This window comes from Cellulomonas sp. HD19AZ1 (genome assembly GCF_004535805.1).
In the GTDB taxonomy this organism is placed as follows: Bacteria; Actinomycetota; Actinomycetes; order Actinomycetales; family Cellulomonadaceae; genus Cellulomonas; species Cellulomonas iranensis.
Genome location: NZ_SPHX01000005.1, coordinates 81,078 through 105,941 on the forward strand (window position 1 = coordinate 81,078; position 24,864 = coordinate 105,941).

Here is a 24,864-nt window from a genome sequence, read left to right on the forward strand (position 1 = left end):
AGGCGCTCCGCCCTATGCTCGCGGGCGTGAGCAGCCGGTGGCAGCAGGTCGCGTCTGCGTCGGGGCTCCTCGACGCCGACGGCACGGTCCGCGCGACCGTGTTCGCGGAGATGTCCGCGCTCGCCGCGCGCACCGGCGCGCTCAACCTCGGCCAGGGGTTCCCCGACGTCGACGGCCCCGCGCCCGTCGCGCGCGCGGCGGCGGACGCGATCCTCGCGGGCGTCAACCAGTACCCGCCCGGCCCCGGGATCGCGCCGCTGCGCGCGGCGGTCGCCGCGCACCAGCGCGCCCGGTACGGCCTCGTCGTGGACCCCGAGACGCAGGTGCTCGTCACGACCGGTGCGACCGAGGCGCTCGCGGCCGCCGTCCTCGCGCTGGTCGGCCCGGGCGACGAGGTGCTGACGCTCGAGCCGTACTACGACTCGTACGCGGCGGTCGTCGCGATGGCCGGCGCCACGCACACCACGGCGCCGCTGCGCGCGACGCCCGACGGGTTCCGGCTCGACGTCGACGCGCTCACCGCCGCCGTGACGCCCCGCACGCGGCTGCTGCTGCTCAACTCGCCGCACAACCCCACGGGCGCGGTGCTGCGGCCCGACGAGCTCGCCGCGGTCACGCGCCTCGCGGTCGCGCACGACCTGCTGGTCGTGACCGACGAGGTCTACGAGCACCTGGTGTTCGGCGTGCGGCACGTGCCGCTCGCGACGCTGCCCGGCATGGCGGACCGGACGCTCACGGTGTCGTCGAGCGGCAAGACGTTCTCGTTCACCGGCTGGAAGATCGGCTGGGTCACCGGCCCGGCCGAGCTCGTGACGGCGGTGCGCACGGTCAAGCAGTTCCTCACGTACGTGTCGGGCGCACCGTTCCAGCCCGCGGTCGCGCACGCGCTCACCGACCCCGCCGCGCTCGCGTGGGTCGACGACCTCGTCGTGTCGCTCACGCAGCGCCGCGACCTGCTGCTCGCGGGCCTGCGCGACGCCGGCTTCGACGTCGTGCGGCCCGACGGCACCTACTTCGTGCTCGCCGACGCCGCGCCGCTCGGCGCACGCGACGGCGTCGCGTTCTGCCGCGACCTGCCCGCGCGGGCCGGTGTCGTCGGCGTGCCCGTCAGCGCCTTCACGCGCCCGGGCACCGCGGCGCACGACGCGCTGCGCACGTGGGTGCGGTTCACGTTCGTCAAGCGCCGGGACGTGCTGGAGGACGCGGTGGCGCGCCTGCGGGTGGCGTTCGGCGCCTGACCCGGGGCGTCCCGCCGGGCGTCAGCCCAGCGACCAGGCCCCGCCGCGGCGGAACGCGGGCGTCGCGAAGGCGAGGATCGCGAGCGCGAGGACGCTCGTGCCCGTCATGACCGCGGCCATCGCGACCGCGTCGCCGCCGAACAGGCCCGACAGGTTGCTCACCAGGCCGCCCAGGCCCGCCTGGCACGCGCCGATGAAGGCCGCGGCCGTGCCCGCGATGGCGCCGTGCCGCCCCAGCGCGATCGCCGACGCGTTGGGCGGCGCGAAGTTCACCAGCGCGAGCACGAGCCACAGCACGACGAGCAGCCCCCACAGGCCGCCCGCGCCGGTGAGCGCGACGACCAGGAGCAGGCCCGTGAGCACGACCGTCGCGACCTGGACCACGCGCAGGATCCGGATGGGCGACACGCGCCGCACGATCGCGGCGTTCACCTGGGCGCCCAGCACGAGCCCGAGGCCGTTGACGGCGAACAGCAGCGCGAACTGGTGCTCGGTGAGCCCGTAGCCCTCCTGCAGCACGAACGGCGACGCGACGACGTACGTCATGAGGACGGCCATCATGAGGCCCGGCAGCACCGCGAGCGCGACGAAGTGCCGGTCGCGCAGCAGGTGCGCGTACCCCGCGAGCGCCGTGCGCACGCCGCCCGGGCGGCGTCGCTCGGCGGGCAGCGTCTCGGGCATCTTGAGCAGCACCAGCACCCACACCGACGCACCGAACAGCGCGAGCGCCACGAACACCGCGCGCCACCCCAGCTCGCCGGCGATGAGCCCGCCGACCGACGGCGCGAACAGCGGCGCGACGCCGATCACGAGCATGAGCCGCGACATCAGCCGCGACGCGTCCGACCCGACGAACCGGTCGCGGATGAGCGCCATCGCCACCACGGTGGCGGCGGCGTTGAAGAACCCCTGCGCGACGCGCAGCGCGACGAGCGGCACGATCGCCGGCGCGATCGCGCACAGCAGCGACGTCACGACGTGCAGCGCGACCCCGACGAGCACCGGCAGCCGCCGCCCGAACCGGTCCGACACCGGCCCGATGACGAGCTGCCCCAGCGCGCCGCCGACCATCATCCCCGCGATCGTCAGCTGCGCGGCCGCGGCCGTGGTGCCGAGGTCGCGCGCGACCTCGGGCAGCGACGGCAGGTAGATGTCGGTCGAGACCGCGGGCAGCGCGGCCATGGTGCCCAGCAGCAGCACGTGCTTGGCGTCGGGGCGGTACCGCGGGGAGTCGGGCGCGTCGGCGGTGCCGGCGGTCCCGGGGGCGCCCGGCACGGCGGGGCCGGGCGCGGCGGCGTCCGCGGCGGCTGCGGCGGCGGTCGCGGGCGCGGCGGAGGCGGCGGTGGAGGGTGCGGGCGCGGCGGAGGCGGCGGTGGAGGGTGCGGGGACGGAGGGCGTGACGGTGCCGGGGGCCGGGACGGCGGGGGCGTCGGGGACGGGCACCTGCGGGTCGGGCTCGCGCATGGTCCTTCCATGGTCGCACCGCGCCAGGGCGTCCACGAATCGATTCGACGAACTCGTGCGCAGCGTCACGCCGCACGGGGCGTGGGCCTCGTCACGCCCCCGACGCCCGACGCCCGCCCCGGGCGCGCACGCGGGCGACGCACGTCGTGCGGGTCGACGCGCACCTCGGCGCCCGGACGGCGCGTGTCGGTGGGCGGTGGGAGGCTGGCGCGCATGTGCGGGAGGTACGCGTCGTTCCGGGAGGACCAGGCGATCGCCGACGAGTTCGCGGTCGCGACCGTCGCCGACGACGTCCGGCTGCTGCCGCCGTCGTGGAACGTCGCCCCGACCGACGGCGTCCGCACGGTCGTCGAGCGTGCCGACCGCGCGACCGGCGAGATCACGCGCCAGCTGCGGGTCGCGCGGTGGGGGCTCGTGCCGTCGTGGGCGAAGGACCCGTCGGTCGGCAGCCGCATGATCAACGCGCGCGTCGAGACCGTCGCCGACAAGCCCGCGTTCGCGCGCGCGTTCGCCGCGCGCCGCGCGCTGCTCCCGGCCGACGGCTACTACGAGTGGCAGGCCCCGCCGGACGCGCCCGCCGGGGCTCCCCGCTCACGCCGGGCCCCGAAGCAGCCGTTCTGGATCCACCCCGCCGACGACGACCTCGCGGCGCTCGCGGGGCTCTACGAGTTCTGGCGGGACCCGGGCAAGGCGGACGACGCGCCCGACCGCTGGCTCGTCACCGTCACGGTCGTGACGCGGCCCGCGACCGAGGCGATGGCCCCGATCCACGACCGCCAACCGGTGATCCTGCCGCGCGACGCGTGGTCGGCGTGGCTCGACCCCGCGGTCGGCGCCGACGAGGCGCGCGCCCTGCTCACGGTCGCACCCCCGCGGCTCACGGCGGTCCCCGTCTCGACGCGCGTCAACGCGGTCGCGAACAACTCCCCCGCCCTGCTGGACCCGGTCGACGTGGACGGGTCGCAGTCCCCGGCCTGATCCGAGGCGATCGTCAGTTCGCGCGCGACAGCCGGAACGACGCGGTCGGGCCGAGGCCCGGGAGGTCGCGCACCGGCTGCTCGGCGAGGCGGAACCGCGGGTCGCCGCCGAGCACCTGCGCGGTCGCGGCGTCGACGAGCACGGTGGACGGCTCGGCGACGTCGGTCAGCCGCGCCGCGAGGTTGACGCTCGGGCCGAACACGTCGCCGAACCGCGACAGCACGCGCCCCCACACGAGGCCCACGCGCACGGGCGTGACGCCCCGCGCGCCCTCGGCGAGACCGCCCGTGCCGCGCGCGGCCGCGACGTCGAGCGAGTCGCCGAACGCGTCCGCCAGGCCCACCGCGACGGCGGCCCCCGCACCGGGGGTGTCCGCGATGAACAGCACGGCGTCGCCGATCGTCTTCACGACGCGCCCGCCGGCACCGACGACGACGTCGCGCGCCGCCGTCTCGAAGCGCTGCACGAAGGACGACAGGTCGGTCGAGCCCAGGCCCGCGGTGCGTCGCGTGAACGACACCATGTCCGCGAACCCCACCGCCCGGGCGAGCGGCAGCGCCCCCGCGTCGGCCGCGCGGCCGCGCGCGTCGCCGAACTCCGCGGCGTAGCGGTCGGCGACCGCCGCGAGCTGGCGCCGGTACGAGTGCAGGAGCTGCTGCTCGAGCACCGGCGCGAGGTCGCGCAACCGGTCGAGCACGAGCAGGCGCGCCGACGTGTCGTCGAGCTCGTACCGCGTCGACATGTCCTCGACGAGCGCCTCGACCTGCCACAGCGCGAGCCGGTCGGAGGTGTGCCCGAGCGACCGGATGACCGTGACGACCGTGCGCAGGTCCAGACCGTGCTCGGCGACGAGCGACGCGGCCATCGACAGGGCGCGCGCGTCGGCCTCGGTGAACATCACCTCGTCGTCGCCGTGGCTCGGCAGGCCCAGCGTGCGCCAGAACGTGCGGACCATCTCGAGGTCGACGTGCGCGATCCGTGCGAGGTCGCGCGCCGTCAGCGTGCGCGGCCCGCCGAGCAGGAGCTCGTCGAGCTGATCGGTCGTGCGGCCGGTGCGCGGGGGTACCTCCGCGGCGCCCGCGACGGTCGCCGCGGGCACGTCCCCGGGTGCGTCACCCGGTCCTGCGACGCCGTCCTGCACGGGTCCGAGCCTAGTTCACGCCCCTGTGGTCCCCGTCACGCGCACGTGCGCGACGTCGCCCGCGAGCACGCGGTGCACGACGCCCGCCGCGTCCCGGACCTCGAGCGCACCGTCGGCGGCCAGGCCCCGCGCGGTGCCCGCGAGGGCCCCGCCGCCGGGCAGCTCGACGCGCACGTCCTGCCCGAGCGTCGCGCACACCGACGCGACCTCGTCGAGCAGGCCCGCGGCGACGGCGTCGCCGTCGTGCTCGGCCCACCGGCGCGCGACCTCGTCGAGCGACGCGACGAGCGCGACGAGCACGGTCGCCCGGTCGGCCGCGCGCGCACCCGCGAGCGCGAGCGACGTCGCCCACGGCACGGGCAGCTCGTCGGCGGACTGGTCGACGTTGACGCCGATCCCCACCGCGACGGCGGGCACCTGCGGCACGGCCGACGCGAGGATTCCGGCGACCTTGCGCGCGGTGCCCCAGCCGTCGAGCGGCTCGACCGTGCCGTCGAGCTCGACGAGCACGTCGTTGGGCCACTTGAGGACCGCGCGCACGCCCGCGGTCGCGCGCAGGGCGCGCACGGTGCCGAGGCCCGCCAGCAGCGGCAACCAGCCGTACGTCGCGGGCGCCGACCGCGGACGGGCGACGAACGTGCAGGTCAGCGCGGCCCTGGCGGGCGTGCTCCAGGTGCGCCCGGCGCGCCCGTGGCCCGCGGTCTGGTGCTCGGCGACCAGCAGGCTCGCGTGCGGCCACGCGTCGGGCTCGGCGCGCAGCCCCGCGACGACGTCGTCGTTGGTCGACGCCGAGGCCGGCACGACGTCGAGCCGTGCGAGCGGCCCGGCCGGAGCGAGCAGCAGCTCGCGCAGCGTGCCGACGTCGAGGGGCGGTCGCGCGCTCGTCATCCGCCCATGATGGCGCACGGCCCGCCGCCCGGGCAGGACGAGTTGTGGGGTCTCCACAGCGCGGTCGCGACAACACGGTCGAGCCGGTGCACGCCCGTGGTGGCCCTGCGACAACTAGCCTCGGTCGGGTGACGCAGACCGACCCCACCGCGCCGACGCCCGCGACGCCGCAGCCGGCCCGCCCGCCCCGCACCACCGCGGCCCTCCTCGACGACCTGCGCGCGCGCCGCGCGGCGGCCGTCGACGCGGCCGAGGAGAACGCGGCCGCCAAGCAGCACGCGCGCGGCAAGAAGACCGCCCGCGAGCGCGTCGAGGCGCTGCTCGACCCGGGCTCGTTCACCGAGATCGACGCGTTCGTGCGGCACCGGTCCACGAACTTCGGGCTCGAGAAGCGGCGCGTCGAGGGCGACGGCGTGGTCGTCGGGCACGGCACGGTCGACGGCCGGCCGGTGTGCGTGTACTCGCAGGACTTCACGGTCTTCGGCGGCTCGCTGGGCGAGGTCCACGGCCAGAAGATCACGAAGGTCATGGACCTCGCGCTGCGCACGGGCGTGCCGCTGGTCGGCATCAGCGACGGCGGCGGCGCGCGCATCCAGGAGGGCGTCGCGGGGCTCACGCAGTTCGCGGAGATCTTCCGCCGCAACGTCGCCGCCTCGGGCGTGATCCCGCAGATCAGCCTCATCCTCGGGCCGTCGGCGGGTGGCGCGGTGTACTCCCCCGCGCTCACCGACTTCATCGTCATGGCCGACGGCACGTCGAACATGTTCATCACGGGCCCCGACGTGATCCGCTCGGTGACCGGCGAGGACGTCGGCTTCGAGGAGCTGGGCGGCGCGACGACGCACTCGACGCGCTCGGGCGTCGCGCACTACATGGCCTCCGACGAGGACGACGCGATCGACTGGGTCCGCACGCTCCTCGCGTACCTGCCGACCAACAACCTCGCCGAGCCGCCCGCGTTCGCGCACGACGCCGACCTCGAGGTCACCGACGACGACCTCGTGCTCGACACGCTCGTGCCGGACTCCGACAACCAGCCGTACGACATGCACACGGTGCTCGAGACCGTCCTGGACGACGGCAGCTTCCTCGAGGTGCAGGCGCTGTACGCGCAGAACGTCGTGGTCGGGTTCGGCCACGTCGAGGGGCACCCCGTCGGGGTCGTCGCGAACCAGCCGATGCAGATGGCCGGCACGCTCGACATCAACGCCGCCGAGAAGGCCGCGCGGTTCGTGCGCACGTGCGACGCGTTCGGCATGCCGGTGCTGACGTTCGTGGACGTGCCGGGCTTCCTGCCGGGCACCGACCAGGAGTGGAACGGCATCATCCGCCGCGGCGCGAAGCTCATCTACGCGTACGCCGAGGCGACGGTCCCGCTCGTCACGGTCATCACGCGCAAGGCCTACGGCGGCGCGTACATCGTCATGGGCTCCAAGCAGCTCGGCGCCGACGTGAACCTCGCGTGGCCGACCGCGCAGATCGCGGTCATGGGTGCGGGTGGCGCCGTGAACATCCTGCAGCGCGGCGCGCTGAAGAAGGTCGCGGACGCGGGCGGCGACGTCGAGGCCGAGCGCCGTCGCCTCACCGACGAGTACGAGGACGCGATCGTCAACCCGTGGGACGCCGCGGACCGCGGGTACGTCGACGACGTGATCGCACCGTCGCAGACGCGGTCGCAGGTGGTGCGCGCGCTGCGCCTGCTGCGCACCAAGCGCGCGAGCCTGCCCCCCAAGAAGCACGGGAACATCCCGCTGTGACCCACGACCGGAGCGACGACCGGAGCCCCGCATGACCGACGAGCACGACGGCCACGGCCACGACGACGAGCACGACCCCGCGTCGCACGGCGGCGAGCCGCTCACGGGGGTCGACGCGCGCGACCTGCACGCGACGGTCGACGAGCTGTCGGCGGCGCTGCACGCGTACGTCGAGACGGCCGTGGGCGTGCGCGCCGAGTTCGGTGCGCGCGAGGCGGACGAGGACCCGCGCGTGCTCGCGCTGGAGTCCCGCGTCGGCACGCTCAACGCGCGCCTGTACGACCTGCTGCACGACCGGCTGGGTCTGCACGCGGACCTCACGGGCATGACGTGGGACGAGACCGAGGGGGACGCCGACGTGCCGGTGGCGCCCGGGGACCACGACACGTTCCACCTCGGCTTCGTGGTCGAGCTGCCCCCGACGGTCACCGACCTCACGCTCGACGCGGTGATCGACATCGTCGACGACGGCGGTGCGCAGATCGCGCGGACCCTGGGCGACCGCGGCTACGTGGTCGGCGAGTGGGGCGCGGGGCGCGGCGGCCCGGTCCTGCTCGACGAGGACGACGACGAGGACGACGACGAGGGCGACGCGTGAGCGCGCCGGCGGACGGCTCGTCGGGGGGCGTGGCGCCGCGCGTCGACCCGCACGTGCAGGTCGTGCGCGGCACGCCGGACGACGTCGAGCTCGCGGCGCTCGTCGCGGGGCTGGTCGCCGCGGCGAGCGGGCACGAGCCGGTCGGCGACGACACCGAGGCCGTGGCGCGCGCGGCGCGCGCCCGCTGGACCGCGCCGGGGCGGCTGCGCGGCGCCACGGGTCCGGTGCGCGGGCCCGACGCGTGGCGGTGGAGCCTGCACCCCTGACGGTCGCGCACGCGGGCGACGGCCGTGCGGGCCGCGCCGGTGCGGTGCGGGGCCGTCATCGGTCGCGCGTCGCGCGTCCGACCCGCGACGGAGGACGCGGTCGGCGGGCCGGACGAGGGTCGGGCAGCCATCCCGCGGTGCGCGCCGCGCGGCCTCGGGCGGCGGCGGCCGCGCGCGGCGTCGTCGTAGGGTGCTGCGCGTGACCACCCCCGCCACCGATCCCCGCCCCGCCAGCCCGGTCGACGCGGTCGCCGACGCGTTCGTCGCGACGCTCGCCCGCCTGCACCCGATCCACGCGACCCACCTCGGCGTGCCCGGCCACGAGCGCGAGCTCACCGACTACTCGCCCGACGCGTGGGCCGAGCGGGCCGACCAGTCCCGCTCGACGCTGCTCGCGCTCGAGGGCCTCGCCCCGGCCGACGCGGTCGACGAGGTCACGGTCGCGGCCATGGGCTACGCGCTGCGCACCGAGCTCGACCTGCTCGACGCGGGCGAGCGCCAGCGCGAGCTCAACAACATCGCGTCGCCGTCGCAGGAGGTCGTCGAGGTCTTCGACCTCATGGCGACCGACACCGAGCAGGCGTGGGACGACGTCGCCGCGCGGCTCGCGGCCGTGCCCGCGGCGCTGGACTCGTACGTCGCGTCGCTGCGCGCGGCCGCCGCGCGCGGCGACGTCGCCGCCCGCCGCCAGGTCGAGGCCGTCGTCGCGCAGGCCCGCGAGGTCGCGGACCCCGAGGAGTCCGCGTTCACGCGGCTCGTGCGCGGCGACGACGCGCGCCGCGTGCTGGGCGACGACCACGCGCTGCGTGCCGACCTGGAGCGCGCGGCCGCGGGCGCGCGCGACGCGTACGCGCGCCTCGCGCAGGTGCTGACCGAGGAGATCGCACCGCTCGCCCCCGAGCAGGACGCGGTCGGCCGCGAGCGCTACGCGCTGTGGTCGCGGCAGGCGCTGGGCGCCGAGGTCGACCTCGACGAGACGTACGCGTGGGGCCTCGAGGAGCTCGCCCGCGTGCAGGCCGAGCAGCAGCAGGTCGCCGAGCAGATCGCCGGACCGGGCGCGACCGTCGAGCAGGCCGTCGCGCTGCTCGACGCGGACCCGGCGCGCCGGCTGGGCGACACCGACGCGCTGCGCGCGTGGATGCAGGCGACGTCCGACGCGGCGATCGAGGCGCTCGACGGCACGCACTTCGACATCCCGGTGCCGGTGCGCACGCTCGAGTGCCGCATCGCACCGTCCCGCACGGGCGCGATCTACTACACGGGCCCCAGCGACGACTTCAGCCGCCCCGGGCGCATGTGGTGGTCGGTGCCGCCGGAGGTCACGTCGTTCGCGACGTGGCGCGAGCGCACGACCGTCTACCACGAGGGCGTCCCGGGGCACCACCTGCAGATCGCGCAGGCCGTGCACGAGCGCGCGACGCTGAACTCGTGGCGGCGCCTCGTGTCGTGGACGTCCGGCCACGGCGAGGGCTGGGCGCTGTACGCCGAGCGGCTCATGGCCGACCTCGGGTTCCTCGACGACCCGGGCGACCGCCTGGGCATGCTCGACGGCCAGCGGCTGCGGGCCGCGCGCGTCGTGTTCGACCTCGGCATGCACCTGGGCCTGCCGGCCCCCGCCGAGATGGGTGCGGCGTGGACGCCCGACACCGGGTGGGACTTCCTGCGCGCCAACGTCAACATGCCCGAGTCGTTCGTGCGCTTCGAGTACACGCGCTACCTCGGCTGGCCGGGGCAGGCGCCGTCGTACAAGGTCGGGCAGCGCCTGTGGGAGCAGGCGCGGGACACCGCGCGCGCGACCGCGCAGGCGCGCGGCCAGGTGTTCGACCTGCGCGACTTCCACGCGCGGGCGCTGCGGCTCGGGTCCGTGCCGCTGGCCGTGCTGCCGGGCGCGCTCGCGGGCTGACGCCGGCCGCCGCCCCTCGCACGACGGGAGGGGCGGCGCCGGTCACCTCCACGCGCCCGGCGCCGCCCCCGTCTCAGCCGCCCGCCCGGACCTCCGCACGGAGGGCCGGGCGGGCGGACGTCGTCCGGTCCCCGGTCAGGGGCGCCACGTGTCCGTCGTCGTGAGGGTGCCGCTCGCGGGCACCGTGAGCGTGCGGTTCGCCCCCGACTCCCACGTGACGGTCGCGCCCTGCTTGCGGACGTACTTGTACTGCACGGCCGTGCCCGGCGGGAGCGTCACGGTCGCGCGCCACACCGGGTAGGTCGCGGACGACAGGGGCACGGCGCGCGCCGGGTCCCAGCCGCCGAGGGCCGCGTGGTCGCCGACGACGTACAGGTCCTGCCCCCACACGGTCGTCGCGGTGACGCCGAACGCGACCTGCGCGGCGCCCGTCGGGCTGGGTGCGGGCGTCGGGGTGGGCGTGGGCGCCGTCGTCCCGGACGGTCGCTGGCCGACGTGCAGCGCGACGGATCCCTCGGCGGGGACGGTGAACGTCGCGCGGCCCGCGGCGTCGACCGTGACGGTCGTCCCGGTGCACGCGCCGCCGGCCGCCTGCCCGCTGATCACGTCGCAGTAGGCCCCCGCGGGCAGCGACGTCGCGAACGTGCGCGTCAGCGCGGACGACCCGGCGTTCAGCGCGACGTACCCGCGGTCGCCGCGACCGAACGCGATGCGGCTGCCGCCGTCGTCCCACCACTGCGTGAGGTCCGTGCCCGCCACCGCGTTGCGGAACCCGACCATGTGCGCGGTCTCGTTCCAGCGGTGCGCGCACGTGAAGGTGCCCTGCCCGCACGCGGCGTCGAGCACCTCGCCGCTGCCGGACTGCGGCGCGCCGGCGTCGTGGTCGCTGAACGCGTACCCGGAGTGGACGGTGGGCCACCCGTACGGGTACGCGAGCATGAAGACGTTCGCGAGCCGGTAGTCGGTGCCGTCCTTGTAGCTGAGGGTCTCGCCGTTGCGCTCGGTGTCGTGGTTGTCGACGAACACGCCCGCGCGGTCCGACGGCAGCAGCCAGGGCTGCGTGCGCAGGTCGCGCAGCGACGCGAGCCGGCCGGACTGCACCTGACCCTTGAGGTGGCGCGCGTAGGAGAACTCGTGCGAGTCGCCCGAGCCGAGGTACTCGGCCGGCTGGATCGGCTCGCCGCCGGCGCCGATGACCTCGTGCACGACGTAGACGTCGCGCCCCTGGGGCGTCTCGCGCACCTTGCCGAGGATCGCCTCGAGGTCGGCCGCGGGGACGTGCTTGGCGGCGTCGACGCGGAAGCCGCGCACGCCCAGGGACACGAGGTCCAGCAGGTAGTCCGCGATCTCCTGGCGGACGTACTCCGAGCCGGTGCGCAGGTCCTGCAGGCCCACGAGGCGGCAGTGCTGCACCTGGTAGCGGTCCTGGTAGCTCGCGATGTTGGCGCGGCAGTCGTTGAAGTCCTGCGGGCCGTAGCCGCCGGCCGGGCCGGGGTACCGCTCGGTGGAGAACTGCGTGCCGGCCCAGCCGGTGCCGCCGGTCTGGCCGCTCATGTGGTTGACGACGGCGTCGGCGATCACCTCGACGCCCGCGCCGCGGCACGCCGACACCATGGCGGCGTACTCGGCGCGCGTGCCGAGCTTGGACTCGATGCGGTAGCTCACGGGCTGGTAGGACGTCCACCACTGCCCGCCGACCACGGCGTGCTCCTGCGGCGGGGACGTCTGGACCCAGCCGTAGCCGGCGGGGCCGAGGACGTCGGTGCACTCGCGCGCGATCGACGTCCACGTCCACTGGAAGAGGGTGACGCCGGGGCGGTCGTCGGGCGGGCCGGCCGCGGCGGGGCGCGCGGCGGCGACCACGAGGGCCGCGGCCGTGAGCACGAGCGCGAGGGCCGCGGCGGTGAGACGACGCACCGTGGCGGTGTCGGTGGCGGCGCGCCGGGCGGCCGCACCACCGAGGGCGGGCGCCGGGGCCACGGGCGGGACGGGTGCGCCGCTGGCGGGGCGCGGTGAGGGTCGGGGCACGGGACTCTCCTCGGTCGGGCTCGACGACGGTGTCGGGCGGGAGGTCGGCGCGTCGGTGCGCCGACCGGTGCGGCGCGCGCCGCGTGGAGGAGGTGACCCGGGCGAACCCGGGGCGCACAGGCTGCAACGAATTGCGATGAGCCTGAAATCTTGCTGAAACGGGAGACTACGGAGGGTCGATCGGCCCGTCAACCCGTGCCACGCCGCCCGTCACGCGTGCCGTCACCGGCCGGGGACGCGCGACGGCCCGGTCACGTCCAGGACGCGACCGGGCCGTCGGGACGGGTCAGAGCAGCGTCCAGCCGTACTTCGCGAAGATCACGGCGCCGAACAGCACGAGCACGGCCGCGGTGATGAACCAGTCGTTGCCCGACGCGACGAAGCGCCGACCCCACGGACCCGCGCGACCCGGCAACGACATGTGCCCGTCCCGGATGTTGATGCGGGTCAACCCCGCCCAGACGAGCGTCGTCGTCACGGTGATCAGCAGGCACCACGGGCACAGCGCGCCGATCTCGAAGAACGACTGCTGGAACAGCCACCACGCGAACACCAGGCCGGCGGTGTAGATCGCCTGCGCGCTGAGCATGAACCAGCGCGGGAACACCACGCCCCCGATCAGCGCGACCGCCAGGGTGATGACCACCGCCTCGGCGGCGATCCCGAGGAACGCGTTGGGGAAGCCGAACAGCTCGGCCTGCCACGACTTCGCGACCGTGCCGCAGCTGATGAACGAGTTGAGGTCGCAGCTGAGCTTCGCGTCCTTGTCCGCGGCGAGGGTCAGCGCCTCGATCGACAGCACGAACGACGTGTACAGGCCGATGAGCCCCGACACGACCATCTCGATCGCGGTGCGTCGCCGCCACGGCAGGGCGGCCGGCCGCAGCAGGTCGGGGTCGTCCTCGACCAGGTGGTCGTCGATCTCGTCGAGCTCGTCGTCGTGCTCGTGCACCTGCGTCGTGTCGTTCACCGTGGTCTCCTCGCCCCTGCGGTCCGGTGCGTCATTCTGCCCTGCCCGCCTGTGCGTCCGGCAGGGGTCGGACGTCCCGACGCGCGGCGACCACCTGCGCCCCCGCGACGACGTCCGGACCGTCCGCACGCACCCCGTCCGACGGCCCGGACGGGCTCCACCGGCGGCTAGGGTCGGCACGTGACCCGGCTGCTGCTCGCCTCCGCCTCCCCCGCCCGCCGCTCGACCCTCGCGTCCGCCGGCCTCGACCCGCTCGTCGCGGTCTCCGGCGTCGACGAGGACGCGGTGCTCGCCGCGGCCCGCGAGCGCTTCGGCGCGCTCGACCCGGCCGACGCCGTCCTCGTGCTCGCGCAGGCCAAGGCGGAGGACGTCGCCCGCCGGCTCGACGAGCTCGACGTCGCGGGCTGGGACGACGACGAGGACGTCGTGGTGCTGGGCTGCGACTCGATGCTCGAGCTCGACGGCGAGGTCCTCGGCAAGCCGCGCGACGCCGACGACGCGGTCGCACGGTGGCACGCGATGCGCGGCCGCTCGGGCGTGCTGCACACGGGCCACTGGCTCGTCGACGAGCGCGACCCGGAGAACGGCGGCACGCGCGCGACGCTCGGGGCGACCGCGTCGACGGTCGTGCACTTCGCGGACCTGTCCGACGACGAGGTCACGGCCTACGTCGCGACGCGCGAGCCGCTCGCCGTCGCGGGTGCGTTCACGATCGACGGGCTGGGCGGGCCGTTCGTCGAGCGGATCGAGGGCGACCACCACGCCGTCGTCGGCGTGAGCCTGCCGCTGCTGCGCCACCTGCTGGCCGACGTGGACCTCACGGTCCCCGCCCTCTGGCGCCGCTGAGCCGCCACGACGTCGCACGACACCCGCCGCTCCCCTCCCCGCCCCGCGGCCCCCTCCCCGACGAGGCGCGGGTTGTGCAGTCGCCACAACCGCGCCGGGCAGCAGGAGCCCTGGGCGACGCGCAGTGGTGGGTTCCTCCAAAACGAACCGCGCGCGGCTGGGGGGATGCGGCAATCTTGCGACGACGCCCGGACGGCACCGCGGACCGGGACGGATCGCGCGCTACCGTGAGCCGTGCCCGCCATCACCAAGGTCCTCGTCGCCAACCGCGGCGAGATCGCCGTCCGCATCGCCCGTGCCTGCCGTGACGCCGGGATCGCGTCGGTCGCCGTGTACTCGGACACCGACCGCGAGGCCCTGCACGTGCGCGTCGCCGACGAGGCGTACGCGCTCGACGGCGCCCGCGCCGCCGAGACGTACCTCGACGTCGCCAAGCTGCTCGACGTCGCGCGCCGCTCGGGCGCCGACGCCGTGCACCCCGGCTACGGCTTCCTGTCCGAGAACGCGCACTTCGCGCAGGCCGTCATGGACGCCGGCCTCGTGTGGGTCGGCCCGCCGCCGGCCGCGATCGAGGGCCTCGGCGACAAGGTCAGCGCGCGGCACATCGCGCAGCGCGCCGGTGCGCCGCTCGTCGCGGGCACGCCCGACCCGGTCGCGGACGCCTCGCAGATCCACGCGTTCGTCGCCGAGCACGGCCTGCCGATCGCCATCAAGGCGGCGTTCGGCGGCGGCGGGCGCGGCCTCAAGGTCGCGCGCACGGCCGACGAGATCGACGAGCTGTACGAGTCGGCGGTCCGCGAGGCCGTGGCGTCGTTCGGGCGCGGCGAGTGCTTCGTCGAGCGGTACCTCGACCGGCCGCGGCACGTCGAGACGCAGTGCCTCGCGGACCAGCACGGCACGGTCGTCGTCGTCTCGACGCGCGACTGCTCGCTGCAGCGCCGCCACCAGAAGCTCGTCGAGGAGGCGCCCGCGCCGTTCCTCACCGACGAGCAGCGCGCGACGCTCGTCACGGCGTCGCAGGCGATCCTGCGCGAGGCCGGGTACGTCGGCGCGGGCACGTGCGAGTTCCTCGTGGGCGTCGACGGGACGGTGTCGTTCCTCGAGGTCAACACGCGTCTGCAGGTCGAGCACCCCGTGACCGAGGAGATCAGCGGCATCGACCTCGTGCGCGAGCAGCTGCGCATCGCCGCGGGCGAGCCGCTGGGCTACACCGAGGTCGAGACGCGCGGGCACTCGATCGAGTTCCGCCTCAACGGCGAGGACCCGGCCGCCGGCTTCCTGCCCGCACCGGGCCGCATCACGCGGCTGCGCTACCCGTCCGGGCCGGGCGTGCGCGTCGACTCGGGCGTCGCCGAGGGCGACACCGTGTCGGGACTGTTCGACTCGATGATCGCCAAGGTCATCGTCACGGGCGCGACGCGCCGCCAGGCGGTCGAGCGGGCGCGCCGCGCGCTGGCCGAGCTCGAGGTCGTCGGCATCCCGACGGTCGTGCCGTTCCACCGCGCCGTGCTGGAGTCGGAGGCGTTCGTGCCCGCCGACGACGCGCAGCCGTTCTCGGTGCACACGCGCTGGATCGAGACCGAGTTCGCCGAGACCGTCGCGGCGCTCGGCCGCACGCCCGCCCCGGCGCAGGAGACCGAGGACGAGCCCGACGCGGCGCTCGAGCGCGTCGTGGTCGAGGTCGGCGGCAAGCGGCTCGAGGTCGTGCTGCCCGCCGCGCTCGGCCTGGGCCGCGTGCCGGGCACCGGGCCCGGGCGCGCGCGTCCCGGCGCCGGTCCGCGCCGCTCGCCGCGCGCACGCAGCACGCGCGCGGCCGGCAACGGCACGACGCTCGCGTCGCCCATGCAGGGCACGATCGTCAAGGTCGCGGTCGCCGAGGGCGCGCAGGTCGCCGAGGGCGACCTCGTCGTGGTGCTCGAGGCCATGAAGATGGAGCAGCCGCTCGTCGCGCACCGCGCGGGCACGGTGCAGTCGCTCACGGCGGGCGTCGGCTCGAGCGTGAGCGCGGGCACCGCGATCTGCGAGATCGTCGGCTGACGTCCGCGTGAGCGCGCCGCGCCCGACCCACCGCCGTCCGGGCGACGGCTGGGTCGAGTGCGCGTGCGGGCGGCGCCACTGGGGCCTGCACGGCGCGGCCGGGCTGCTGCTCGTGCGGCGCGACGCGACCGGTGCGGCGACCGACGTCGTGCTGCAGCACCGTGCGCCGTGGAGCGACCAGGGCGGCACCTGGGGGCTGCCCGGCGGTGCGCGCGAGCCGCAGGAGACGGCCGTCGACGCGGCGCTGCGCGAGGCGCACGAGGAGGCCGGGGTCGACCCCGCGACGGTCGCGGTGCGCGGCGAGCACGTGCTGACGCACCCCGACTGGTCGTACACGACCGTGCTCGCGGAGGCGCTGACGCCGTTCGAGCCCGCGGTGACGGACGCCGAGAGCCTCGCGGTCGCGTGGGTGCCCCTCGCGGAGGTGCCCGACCGCCCGCTGCTGCCCGCGTTCGCCGACGCGTGGCCCACGCTGCTGGAGCGCCTGGCGGCGTGAGCCGCGCCACGTCGCCGGGGGGTGTGCGCACGCGCGGAGCAGGAGTACGCTCCCGACCGATGAGGTGAGCCTTACCTCACCCGGCGTCCGGGGTCCCCCGCCCGCCGTCCCCCGCACCACCAGGGACGCCCGTGCTCGCGAACTTCCTCATCGGCCTGCGCGAGGGCCTCGAGGCCGCCCTCGTCGTCAGCATCCTCGTCGCGTACCTCGTGCGCACCGGACGCCGCGACCAGCTGCCCGCCGTCTGGGCGGGCGTCGGCGTCGCCGCGCTCGCGTCCCTGGCGTTCGGCGCGCTCCTCACGTTCGGTCCGCAGGGGCTGACGTTCGAGGCGCAGGAGGCCATCGGCGGCTCGCTGTCCATCGTCGCCGTGGGCCTGCTCACGTGGATGATCTTCTGGATGGCGCGCACCGCGCGCACGCTGCGCGGCGACCTCGAGCACAAGCTCGACGGCGCGGTCGCGTCCGGGCGCCGCGCGGTCGCCGTCGTCGCGCTGCTCGCGGTCGGTCGCGAGGGCCTCGAGACCGCGCTCTTCCTGTGGGCCGGGGCACGCGCCGCCGGCAGCACGAGCGCCGCACCGCTGCTCGGGGCCCTGCTCGGCCTCGTCGTCGCGATCGCGCTCGGCTGGGCCCTCTACCGCGGCGCCGTCCGCCTCGACCTGCGGCGCTTCTTCGCGTGGACCGGCGCCTTCCTCGTCGTCGTCGCGGGCGGCGTGCTCGCCTACGGCGTGCACGACCTGCAGGAGGCCGGCCTCCTGCCCGGGCTGCACGACCTCGCGTTCGACGTCTCCGCCGCCGTGCCGCCGTCCAGCTGGTACGGCGCGCTGCTCAAGGGCGTCCTCAACTTCTCGCCCGCCACGACGTGGCTGCAGGCGATCGCGTGGACCTGCTACGTCGTGCCGACCGGCGCCGTCTTCCTGCGCACCGTGCGCGGCGGCGCGCCGCGCCGTGCGACCCCGACGCCCGTCGCGGCCGGCGCTCCTCCCGCCTGAGCCGCGCCCCACCGCCGTCCCACCCGGCGCGCGACACCGCGTGCCCCACCCGCACCGACGCCCGCGCACCCGCGCCCGCTCCCGAGGAGTCCCGTGTCCCCGACCCCGCGCCCCGCACCCCTGCGCCCTGCCCCGCGGACCACCGTCCGCGCGTCCCACCTGCGCGGCGGCCTCACGGCCGCCCTCGCGCTGCCGCTGCTGGCCGCGTGCGTCGCCAACACGCCCACCGGCGCGGCGACCGGCACGTCCGGGGACGGCGGCCCGATCACGGTGTCGTCCAGCGCCGACGCGTGCGACGTCTCCACCACGTCGGCGCCGTCCGGCACGCTCACGTTCCGGGTCACCAACACGGGTGACGACGTCACCGAGTTCTACCTCCTGGGCGAGGACGGGCTGCGGGTGGTCTCCGAGGTCGAGAACATCGGCCCCGGCATCTCGCGCGACCTCGTGATCCAGGCCCGCCCGGGCGACTACTTCACCGCCTGCAAGCCCGGCATGGTCGGCGAGGGCATCCGCGCGGCGTTCACCGTGACCGACTCGGGCGCCGACGCCGGGCCCACCGGTGACGTCGCCGAGCAGCTCGCGGCCGCCGAGGCGTCCTACGTCGCGTACGTCAAGGACCAGGTCGGCACGCTCGTCGCCGGCACGCAGGAGCTCGCCGACGCGTACGCGGCCGGCGACGACGCCCGCGCGCGCGAGCTCTACGCGCCGACGCGCGTGCACTGGGAGCGCGTCGAGCCCGTCGCCGAGTCGTTCGGCGACCTCGACCCGCTGCTCGACCTGCGCGAGGCCGACCTCGTGGACGGCGACACGTGGAGCGGCTGGCACCTGATCGAGAAGGACCTGTGGCAGCCGACGCCCGAGGCGAACGGCGGCGCCGCGTACGTGCCCCTGACGCCCGAGGAGCGCGCGGCCGCCGCCCAGGACCTCGTCGCGAACACGCAGAAGCTCGTCGACGCCGTGACCGACCCGTCGTTCACGTTCGAGGCGTTCCAGATCACCAACGGCGCGAAGGAGCTGCTCGACGAGGTCGCGACCGGCAAGGTCACGGGCGAGGAGGAGATCTGGTCCCACACCGACCTGTGGGACTTCGCGGCCAACGTCGACGGCGCGCGCGTCGCCTACGAGGTCGTGCAGGACGTCGTGCGCGAGCAGGACCCCGACCTCGCGACGCAGCTCGACGAGCGGTTCGCCGCCCTCGAGCAGCTCCTCGCGCAGCACGGTTCGGTCGAGGCCGGCTTCGTCGGCTACGACACGCTCACCGAGCCGCAGGTCCGCGAGCTCGCGGCCGCGGTCGACGCGCTGTCGGAGCCGCTGTCGCGTCTGACCACCACCGTGACGAGCGCGTGACCCCGTGACCGACGCGACCGCACCCGCACCCGACCCGGACGCGCCGGCGGGGACGGCACCGGCCCCGGGGCCGTCCCCGCGCGGCGTGAGCCGCCGCGCGCTGCTGGGCTGGGGCGGTGCGGTCGCGGTCGGTGCGGGCCTCGCGGGGCTCGGCGCGGGCCGCGCGACCGCACCGGCACCCGCGCCCGCCGCCGCGCCGACCGCCGCGGCACGCACGTACGCGTTCACCGGCCGTCACCAGGCCGGCGTCGTGACGCCCGCGCAGGACCGCCTGTACGCCGCGGCGTTCGACCTCACGACGACCGACCGCGGCGAGCTCGTCGACCTGCTGCGGCGCTGGACCGTCATGGCGGCGCGGCTCACGCAGGGTCTGCCCGCCGGCCCGCTCGGCCCTACGTCGGGCCCGTACGACGCACCGCCGGACGACACGGGCGAGGCGCTCGACCTGCCGCCCGCGGGCCTGACGGTCACGGTCGGGTTCGGCCGGTCGCTGTTCGTCGGGACACCGGGCCCCGACGGCACGCCGGGCGTCGACCGGTTCGGCCTCGCCGACCGGCTGCCCGCCGCGCTCGTCGCGCTGCCGCAGTTCGCGGGCGACGCGCTCGACCCCGCGCGGTGCGACGGCGACCTCGTGGTGCAGGCCTGCGCCGACGACCCGCAGGTCGCGGTGCACGCGATCCGCAACCTGTCGCGCGCGGCGTTCGGCACCGCGACGCTGCGGTGGGCGCAGCTCGGGTACGGCCGCACGTCGTCGACCAGCACCGCGCAGCGCACGCCGCGCAACCTGTTCGGCTTCAAGGACGGCACCGCGAACGTCATGGCCGAGGAGACCGCCGCGCTCGACGAGCACGTGTGGGTCCAGCCGGGCGACGACGCGGCGGCGGACTGGCTCGCGGGCGGCAGCTACCTCGTCGCGCGGCGCATCCGCATGACCATCGAGACCTGGGACCGGTCCTCGCTGCGCGAGCAGGAGGCCGTCGTCGGCCGCACCAAGGCCGAGGGTGCGCCGCTGTCGGGCGGCGCGGAGCACTCCGAGCCCGACTTCGCACGCGAGGGCCGCGGCGGTCGGCCGCTCATCCCCGTGGACTCGCACGTCGCGCTCGCGCACCCGACCCGCAACGGCGGCGCGCGCATGCTGCGCCGCGGCTACAACTTCACCGACGGCAACGACGCGCTCGGCCGCCTCGACGCGGGACTGTTCTTCCTCGCGTTCGTGCGCGACCCGCGCACGCAGTACGTGCCGATGCAGGCGCGCATGTCGCGCGAGGACCGGCTGCAGGAGTACCTGCAGCACACCGGGTCCGGGCTGTACGCGGTGCCGCCGGGCGTCGCGTCGCTGCCGACCGGCGCCGACGGCGGGGCCGTCATGATGGCGGACGGCGCGTTCTGGGGCGACACGCTGCTGGGCTGACCCGGTGCCGCCGCGGGACGCCCGGCCGGCGCGCGGAAGCCCGCCGCTCAGTCCTCGGTGCGCTGGTGCAGCATGCGCGCGACCTCGCCGATCGTCCCCGACATCGACGGGTACACGGTCGACGCGTCGGCCACCTGGTCGGCCGTGAGCCGGTGCGTGACGGCGAGCGTCAGCGGGAACACGGACTCGCTCGCACGCGGCCCGACCACGACGCCGCCCAGCACGGTGCCCGTGCCCGCGTGCGCGAACAGCTTGATGAACCCGTCGCGGACGCCGAGCATCTTGGCGCGCGGGTTGCGCGACAGCGGCAGCATGCTCGTGCGGTAGTGCGTGCCGCGCTCCTGGAGCACCGACTCGGGGACCCCGACGGTCGCGATCTCGGGCGCCGTGAAGATGTTGGCGGAGATGCCGCGCAGCTGCAGCGGCCGCACGGCGTCGCCGAGCGCGTGCGACATCGCGATGCGGCCCTGCGTCGCGGCGACCGACGCGAGCGGCAGCACGCCCGTGCAGTCCCCCGCGGCGTACACGCCCCGCACGTTGGTGCGCGAGACCTTGTCGACCTCGACGTGCCCCGACGGCGTGAGCCGCACGCCTGCCTCCTCGAGGCCGATCCCGCGCGTGGTCGGCACCGAGCCGACCGCGAACAGCACGTGCGAGCCCTCGACCGTGCGCCCGTCCTCGAGCGTCACGACCACGCCGTCGGCCGTGCGCCGCGCGGACGACGCCCGCGAGCGCGACATCACCGTCATGCCGCGCTGCCGGAACACCCGCTCGATCAGCTCGGCCGCGTCGGCGTCCTCGCCGGGCAGCACGCGGTCGCGGCTCGACACGAGCACGACGTCCGCACCGAGCGACGTGTACGCGCCCGCGAACTCGGCGCCCGTGACGCCGGACCCCACGACGACGAGCCGCTCGGGCAGCTCGGTGAGGTCGTAGAGCTGCGTCCAGGTGAGGATGCGCTCGCCGTCGGGCCGCGCGTCGGGCAGCACGCGCGGCGTCGCGCCCGTCGCGACGAGCACGACGTCGGCGTCGAGCACGCGCTCGCGGCCGTCGCCCTCGGTCACCGCGACGTGCTCGGGGTCGAGCAGCCGGCCGGTGCCCGCGACGATGTCGACGCCCTCGCGCGCGAGGCGCGCGCGGATGTCGTCGGACTGCGCGGCCGCGAGCGTCCGCACGCGCGCGTTGACGGCGCCGAGGTCGATGCGGTGCCGCAGCAGGTCGGCGGGCGAGTCGGTCCCGACCGCGTCGGTGCGGATGCCCAGCTCGGGTGCGCGGTCGGCGATGGTCATCCACTCGGCCGTCGCGATGAGGGTCTTCGACGGGACGACGTCGGTCAGCACGGCGGACCCGCCGAGGCCGGCGCGCTCGACGACCGTGACGTGCGCCCCGAGGCGCCGCGCGACCAGTGCGGCCTCGTACCCGCCGGGCCCGCCGCCGACGACCACGACCCGGCCCGCGGACGGCGCGTCGGGGGCGGGACGCACGGTCGACGCGGCGGTCGTGGCGGGAGCGGTCGGCTCGTCGGGGGCGGCGGCGGGCGCGTGGCTGGTCACCGTCCCATCCTGCCCGACGGACCGCCGCCGGGCCCCGCGACTAGCCTGGGCCCATGACCGACGTCTCCCCCGCGCACGACCTCACCGGCGGCGCTGTCCCCGACCTCGACGACCCCACGACCGACCCGTTCGAGGTCGCCCGCCGCGCGGCGGAGGTGATCGCCGCCCGCACGGGCGTCGAGCGCCACGACGTCGCGCTCGTGCTCGGCTCCGGCTGGGGCGGCGCGGCCGACCTGCTGGGCGAGACGGTCGCCGAGCTGCCGAGCCACGAGGTCCCGGGCTTCTCGCGCCCGGCCGTGCAGGGGCACGTGGGCACGCTGCGCTCGATCCGCATCGCGGGGGCCGACGGTCGCCCCGACCGGTTCGCGCTCGTGCTGGGCTCGCGCACGCACCTGTACGAGGGCCGCGGCGTGCGGCGCGTCGTGCACGGCGTGCGCACGGCGGCCGCGACGGGTGCCTCGACGATCGTCCTCACCAACGGCTGCGGCGGGCTCAACCTCGCGTGGGGGCCGGGCACGCCCGTCCTGATCCGCGACCACATCAACCTCACGGCGACGTCGCCGCTCGAGGGCGCGACGTTCGTCGACCTCACCGACCTGTACTCGCCGCGTCTGCGCGCGGTCGCGCGCGAGGTCGACGCGAGCCTCGACGAGGGCGTGTACGTGCAGTTCCCCGGGCCGCACTACGAGACGCCCGCGGAGGTCGCGATGGCGGGCCGCATCGGCGGCGACCTCGTCGGCATGTCGACGACGCTCGAGGCGATCGCCGCGCGTCACGCGGGCCTGGAGGTGCTCGGCATCTCGCTCGTCACGAACCTCGGCGCGGGCATCAGCCCCGAGCCGCTCGACCACGCCGAGGTGCTCGAGGCCGGCCGCGCGGCCGGGCCGCGCATCAGCGCGCTCCTCGCGGAGGTCGTGCGGCGCGTGTGACGCGACGCGTCGCGCCGGACGTCGCCGTCCGGCGCGACGCAGCGGTACCGGCCAGTAGGTTGGAGGGGTGAGCAGCTCCGACCACGACGACGTGCTGCGCGGCGACGCGCCGGCGGCACCCGCGGACGACCGACCCGGCACCGACGAGCACGACGCGTGGACGCGTCTGGTCGAGGAGGTCGAGGCCTGGATCGCGGACGACCCCGACCCGCAGACCGCCGACGAGCTCGCGGACCTGCTGCGCACCGCGCGCGAGGACCCGCGCAGCGCCGCCACCGAGACCGCCGCCGACCTGGTCCGCGCGGACGCCGAGGCCGCGCGCACCGAGCTCGCGGACCGGTTCTCCGGGCTGCTGCAGTTCGGCACCGCCGGGCTGCGCGGCGAGCTCGCGGGCGGTCCGCACCGCATGAACCGCGCCGTGGTGATCCGCGCGGCCGCGGGGCTCGCGGACTTCCTGGTCGGCGAGCTCGAGGGCGCGTCGCCCGCGCCGCGCGTGGTCGTCGGGTACGACGCCCGCCACAACTCGCACCGGTTCGCGCTCGACACGGCCGAGGTCATGACGGCCGTCGGCATCGAGGTGCTGCTGCTGCCGCGTCCCCTGCCGACGCCCGTGCTGGCGTCGGCCGTGCGCCGGTTCGACGCCGACGCGGGGGTCATGGTGACCGCGTCCCACAACCCGCCGCGTGACAACGGCTACAAGGTGTACCTGGGCGGCCGGGTCGTCACGGGCGCGGGCCAGGGCGCGCAGATCGTGCCGCCCGCGGACGCGGCGATCGCCGCCGCGATCGCGCGGGTCCGGTCGGTCGCGTCGGTGCCGCGCGCGGCGTCCGGCTGGACGACGCTCGGCGAGGACGTCGTCGACGCGTACGTCGCGGACGCGGCGGCGGTCGCGCCCGGCGGTGACCCGGCCGGGCGCGAGCGGCTGACGGTCGTGCTGACGCCGTTGCACGGCGTCGGCGGGGCCGTCGCGGTCGACGTGCTCGCGCGGGCCGGCTTCCCCGACGTCACGCTCGTGCCGGAGCAGGCCGAGCCGGACCCCGACTTCCCGACCGTCGCGTTCCCGAACCCCGAGGAGCCGGGTGCGACCGACCTCGCGCTCGCGCTCGCCGCCGCGACCCGGGCCGACCTGGTCGTCGCGGTCGACCCCGACGCGGACCGCTGCGCGGTCGCGGTGCGCGACCGGCGCGCGCACGTCCGGTCCCTCGGGCCCGAGACGCCGCAGGCCGACGGCTGGCGCATGCTCACGGGCGACGAGGTGGGCGCGCTGCTGGGCGCGGACGCCGCGGCCCGCGCACGGGACGGCGGGGCCGCCGACGACGCGACGCTCGCCTGCTCGATCGTGTCGTCGCGCCTGCTGGCGGCCGTCGCGCGCGACGCCGGGCTGCGGTTCGCGTCGACCCTGACGGGCTTCAAGTGGATCTCGCGCGCCGAGGGCCTGGTGTTCGGCTACGAGGAGGCGCTGGGCTACTGCGTCGACCCGGCGCACGTGCGCGACAAGGACGGCATCTCGGCCGCGGTGCGGGTGTGCGACCTGGCCGCTCGCCTCACCGCGGAGGGGCGCACGCTCGTCGACGCGCTCGACGACCTCGCGCGCGCGCACGGCCTGCACGCGACCAGCCAGGTCAGCGCCCGGTTCTCCGACCTGAGCCGGATCGGCGCGACCATGACGACGCTGCGCGAGGCCCCGCCCGCGACGCTCGCGGGCTCGCCGGTGACCGAGGTCGTCGACCTCGCGGCCGGCACCGACGACGAGCGCGGCGGCCTGCCGCCCACCGACGGCATCCGCCTGCTCACGTCCGACGGCACGCGCGTCGTCGTGCGGCCGTCGGGCACGGAGCCCAAGGTGAAGGCGTACCTCGAGGTGATCGTGCCGGTGCCGCACGACGCGGACCGGGAGACCCTGGACGCCGCGCACGGCAGCGCCCGCGAGCGGCTCGCGCACGTCGCGCACGACGTGCGGGCCGCACTGGGCCTCGACGCCGCCTGACGTCGACGTCGGTGGTGCGGCGCGCCTCGCGGCAC

Annotated in this window: 20 protein-coding genes; 14 read left to right on the top strand and 6 right to left on the bottom strand. The window is 76.2% G+C overall.

The genetic code is table 11. The features are described from left to right. Positions 1 to 14: 14 nt before the first annotated feature. Positions 15 to 1,238: a pyridoxal phosphate-dependent aminotransferase gene (locus tag E4A51_RS11520; protein WP_134851837.1), complete on the top strand. Its 1,224-nt coding sequence runs from the start codon at positions 15 to 17 to the stop codon at positions 1,236 to 1,238. A 21-nt stretch (positions 1,239 to 1,259) separates the two neighbouring features. On the opposite strand, the gene E4A51_RS11525 is transcribed toward E4A51_RS11520, so the two are convergent. Beyond that, the gene (locus E4A51_RS11525) at positions 1,260 to 2,702 is read right to left on the bottom strand and encodes a multidrug effflux MFS transporter (RefSeq protein WP_134851838.1); all 1,443 of its coding nucleotides are present in this window, start codon (positions 2,700 to 2,702) and stop codon (positions 1,260 to 1,262) included. 213 nt (positions 2,703 to 2,915) lie between these two features. Here E4A51_RS11525 and E4A51_RS11530 point away from each other — a divergent pair, with 213 nt between their 5' ends. Continuing rightward, a complete protein-coding gene (locus tag E4A51_RS11530; RefSeq protein WP_134851839.1) occupies positions 2,916 to 3,680 on the top strand; it encodes an SOS response-associated peptidase in 765 nt (254 codons plus the stop codon). A gap of 13 nt (positions 3,681 to 3,693) precedes the next feature. On the opposite strand, the gene E4A51_RS11535 is transcribed toward E4A51_RS11530, so the two are convergent. Beyond that, positions 3,694 to 4,821 (bottom strand): adenylate/guanylate cyclase domain-containing protein, encoded by a 1,128-nt coding sequence (locus tag E4A51_RS11535; RefSeq protein ID WP_240696451.1) that lies wholly within the window; start codon positions 4,819 to 4,821, stop codon positions 3,694 to 3,696. Positions 4,822 to 4,836: 15 nt separating this feature from the next. After that, positions 4,837 to 5,709, bottom strand: coding sequence for a biotin--[acetyl-CoA-carboxylase] ligase (locus tag E4A51_RS11540; RefSeq protein ID WP_134851840.1), 873 nt, complete (start codon positions 5,707 to 5,709; stop codon positions 4,837 to 4,839). Positions 5,710 to 5,837: 128 nt separating this feature from the next. Between E4A51_RS11540 and E4A51_RS11545 the strand changes: the two genes are divergently transcribed. The 4 genes from E4A51_RS11545 to E4A51_RS11555 all read left to right on the top strand — a co-directional run bounded on the left by E4A51_RS11545 (position 5,838) and on the right by E4A51_RS11555 (position 10,233). Then, the gene (locus tag E4A51_RS11545) at positions 5,838 to 7,466 is read left to right on the top strand and encodes an acyl-CoA carboxylase subunit beta (protein WP_134851841.1); all 1,629 of its coding nucleotides are present in this window, start codon (positions 5,838 to 5,840) and stop codon (positions 7,464 to 7,466) included. Positions 7,467 to 7,497: 31 nt separating this feature from the next. Then, the gene (locus E4A51_RS18370; protein ID WP_167748903.1) at positions 7,498 to 8,064 is read left to right on the top strand and encodes a hypothetical protein; all 567 of its coding nucleotides are present in this window, start codon (positions 7,498 to 7,500) and stop codon (positions 8,062 to 8,064) included. Continuing rightward, the gene (locus E4A51_RS18375) at positions 8,061 to 8,330 is read left to right on the top strand and encodes an acyl-CoA carboxylase epsilon subunit (RefSeq protein WP_160309381.1); all 270 of its coding nucleotides are present in this window, start codon (positions 8,061 to 8,063) and stop codon (positions 8,328 to 8,330) included. The genes E4A51_RS18370 and E4A51_RS18375 overlap by 4 nt, the downstream gene beginning before the upstream one ends. A gap of 190 nt (positions 8,331 to 8,520) precedes the next feature. Beyond that, a complete protein-coding gene (locus tag E4A51_RS11555; RefSeq protein ID WP_370297495.1) occupies positions 8,521 to 10,233 on the top strand; it encodes a DUF885 domain-containing protein in 1,713 nt (570 codons plus the stop codon). Between the two features lie 135 nt (positions 10,234 to 10,368). On the opposite strand, the gene E4A51_RS11560 is transcribed toward E4A51_RS11555, so the two are convergent. Both E4A51_RS11560 and E4A51_RS11565 read right to left on the bottom strand, forming a co-directional pair. Then, positions 10,369 to 12,261 (bottom strand): carbohydrate-binding module family 20 domain-containing protein, encoded by a 1,893-nt coding sequence (locus E4A51_RS11560; protein ID WP_240696452.1) that lies wholly within the window; start codon positions 12,259 to 12,261, stop codon positions 10,369 to 10,371. A gap of 286 nt (positions 12,262 to 12,547) precedes the next feature. Then, the gene (locus E4A51_RS11565; protein ID WP_205601517.1) at positions 12,548 to 13,231 is read right to left on the bottom strand and encodes a vitamin K epoxide reductase family protein; all 684 of its coding nucleotides are present in this window, start codon (positions 13,229 to 13,231) and stop codon (positions 12,548 to 12,550) included. A 180-nt stretch (positions 13,232 to 13,411) separates the two neighbouring features. Here E4A51_RS11565 and E4A51_RS11570 point away from each other — a divergent pair, with 180 nt between their 5' ends. The 6 genes from E4A51_RS11570 to efeB all read left to right on the top strand — a co-directional run bounded on the left by E4A51_RS11570 (position 13,412) and on the right by efeB (position 20,360). Next, positions 13,412 to 14,077, top strand: coding sequence for a nucleoside triphosphate pyrophosphatase (locus E4A51_RS11570; RefSeq protein ID WP_134851843.1), 666 nt, complete (start codon positions 13,412 to 13,414; stop codon positions 14,075 to 14,077). A gap of 234 nt (positions 14,078 to 14,311) precedes the next feature. Continuing rightward, the gene (locus E4A51_RS11575; protein ID WP_205601518.1) at positions 14,312 to 16,114 is read left to right on the top strand and encodes a biotin carboxylase N-terminal domain-containing protein; all 1,803 of its coding nucleotides are present in this window, start codon (positions 14,312 to 14,314) and stop codon (positions 16,112 to 16,114) included. Positions 16,115 to 16,121: 7 nt separating this feature from the next. Then, entirely contained in the window at positions 16,122 to 16,610 is a 489-nt protein-coding gene (locus E4A51_RS11580) for an NUDIX domain-containing protein (RefSeq protein WP_046527751.1), read from the top strand. Between the two features lie 131 nt (positions 16,611 to 16,741). Continuing rightward, positions 16,742 to 17,599, top strand: a complete 858-nt coding sequence (gene efeU / locus E4A51_RS11585) for an iron uptake transporter permease EfeU (RefSeq protein WP_070318798.1) — start codon at positions 16,742 to 16,744, stop codon at positions 17,597 to 17,599. A gap of 120 nt (positions 17,600 to 17,719) precedes the next feature. Next, positions 17,720 to 18,949 (top strand): iron uptake system protein EfeO, encoded by a 1,230-nt coding sequence (gene efeO, locus E4A51_RS11590; protein ID WP_134852019.1) that lies wholly within the window; start codon positions 17,720 to 17,722, stop codon positions 18,947 to 18,949. Positions 18,950 to 18,953: 4 nt separating this feature from the next. Beyond that, entirely contained in the window at positions 18,954 to 20,360 is a 1,407-nt protein-coding gene (gene efeB, locus E4A51_RS11595; RefSeq protein ID WP_070318797.1) for an iron uptake transporter deferrochelatase/peroxidase subunit, read from the top strand. 47 nt (positions 20,361 to 20,407) lie between these two features. On the opposite strand, the gene E4A51_RS11600 is transcribed toward efeB, so the two are convergent. Continuing rightward, positions 20,408 to 21,844 (bottom strand): NAD(P)H-quinone dehydrogenase, encoded by a 1,437-nt coding sequence (locus tag E4A51_RS11600; RefSeq protein WP_134852020.1) that lies wholly within the window; start codon positions 21,842 to 21,844, stop codon positions 20,408 to 20,410. Positions 21,845 to 21,966: 122 nt separating this feature from the next. Between E4A51_RS11600 and E4A51_RS11605 the strand changes: the two genes are divergently transcribed. Together E4A51_RS11605 and E4A51_RS11610 are read left to right on the top strand one after the other, a co-directional pair. Continuing rightward, the gene (locus tag E4A51_RS11605) at positions 21,967 to 22,842 is read left to right on the top strand and encodes a purine-nucleoside phosphorylase (RefSeq protein WP_046530340.1); all 876 of its coding nucleotides are present in this window, start codon (positions 21,967 to 21,969) and stop codon (positions 22,840 to 22,842) included. A gap of 166 nt (positions 22,843 to 23,008) precedes the next feature. Beyond that, the gene (locus tag E4A51_RS11610; protein ID WP_134852021.1) at positions 23,009 to 24,829 is read left to right on the top strand and encodes a phospho-sugar mutase; all 1,821 of its coding nucleotides are present in this window, start codon (positions 23,009 to 23,011) and stop codon (positions 24,827 to 24,829) included. The last annotated feature ends 35 nt before the right edge of the window (positions 24,830 to 24,864 follow it).

What these genes read in the sequence shown, in the direction of transcription:
- E4A51_RS11520 (WP_134851837.1), top strand. Translation starts at nt 15, where the DNA reads ATGCTCGCGGGCGTGAGCAGCCGGTGGCAGCAGGTCGCGTCTGCGTCG.
- E4A51_RS11525 (WP_134851838.1), bottom strand. Translation starts at nt 2,702, where the DNA reads ATGCGCGAGCCCGACCCGCAGGTGCCCGTCCCCGACGCCCCCGCCGTC.
- E4A51_RS11530 (WP_134851839.1), top strand. Translation starts at nt 2,916, where the DNA reads ATGTGCGGGAGGTACGCGTCGTTCCGGGAGGACCAGGCGATCGCCGAC.
- E4A51_RS11540 (WP_134851840.1), bottom strand. Translation starts at nt 5,709, where the DNA reads ATGACGAGCGCGCGACCGCCCCTCGACGTCGGCACGCTGCGCGAGCTG.
- E4A51_RS18370 (WP_167748903.1), top strand. Translation starts at nt 7,498, where the DNA reads ATGACCGACGAGCACGACGGCCACGGCCACGACGACGAGCACGACCCC.
- E4A51_RS11605 (WP_046530340.1), top strand. Translation starts at nt 21,967, where the DNA reads ATGACCGACGTCTCCCCCGCGCACGACCTCACCGGCGGCGCTGTCCCC.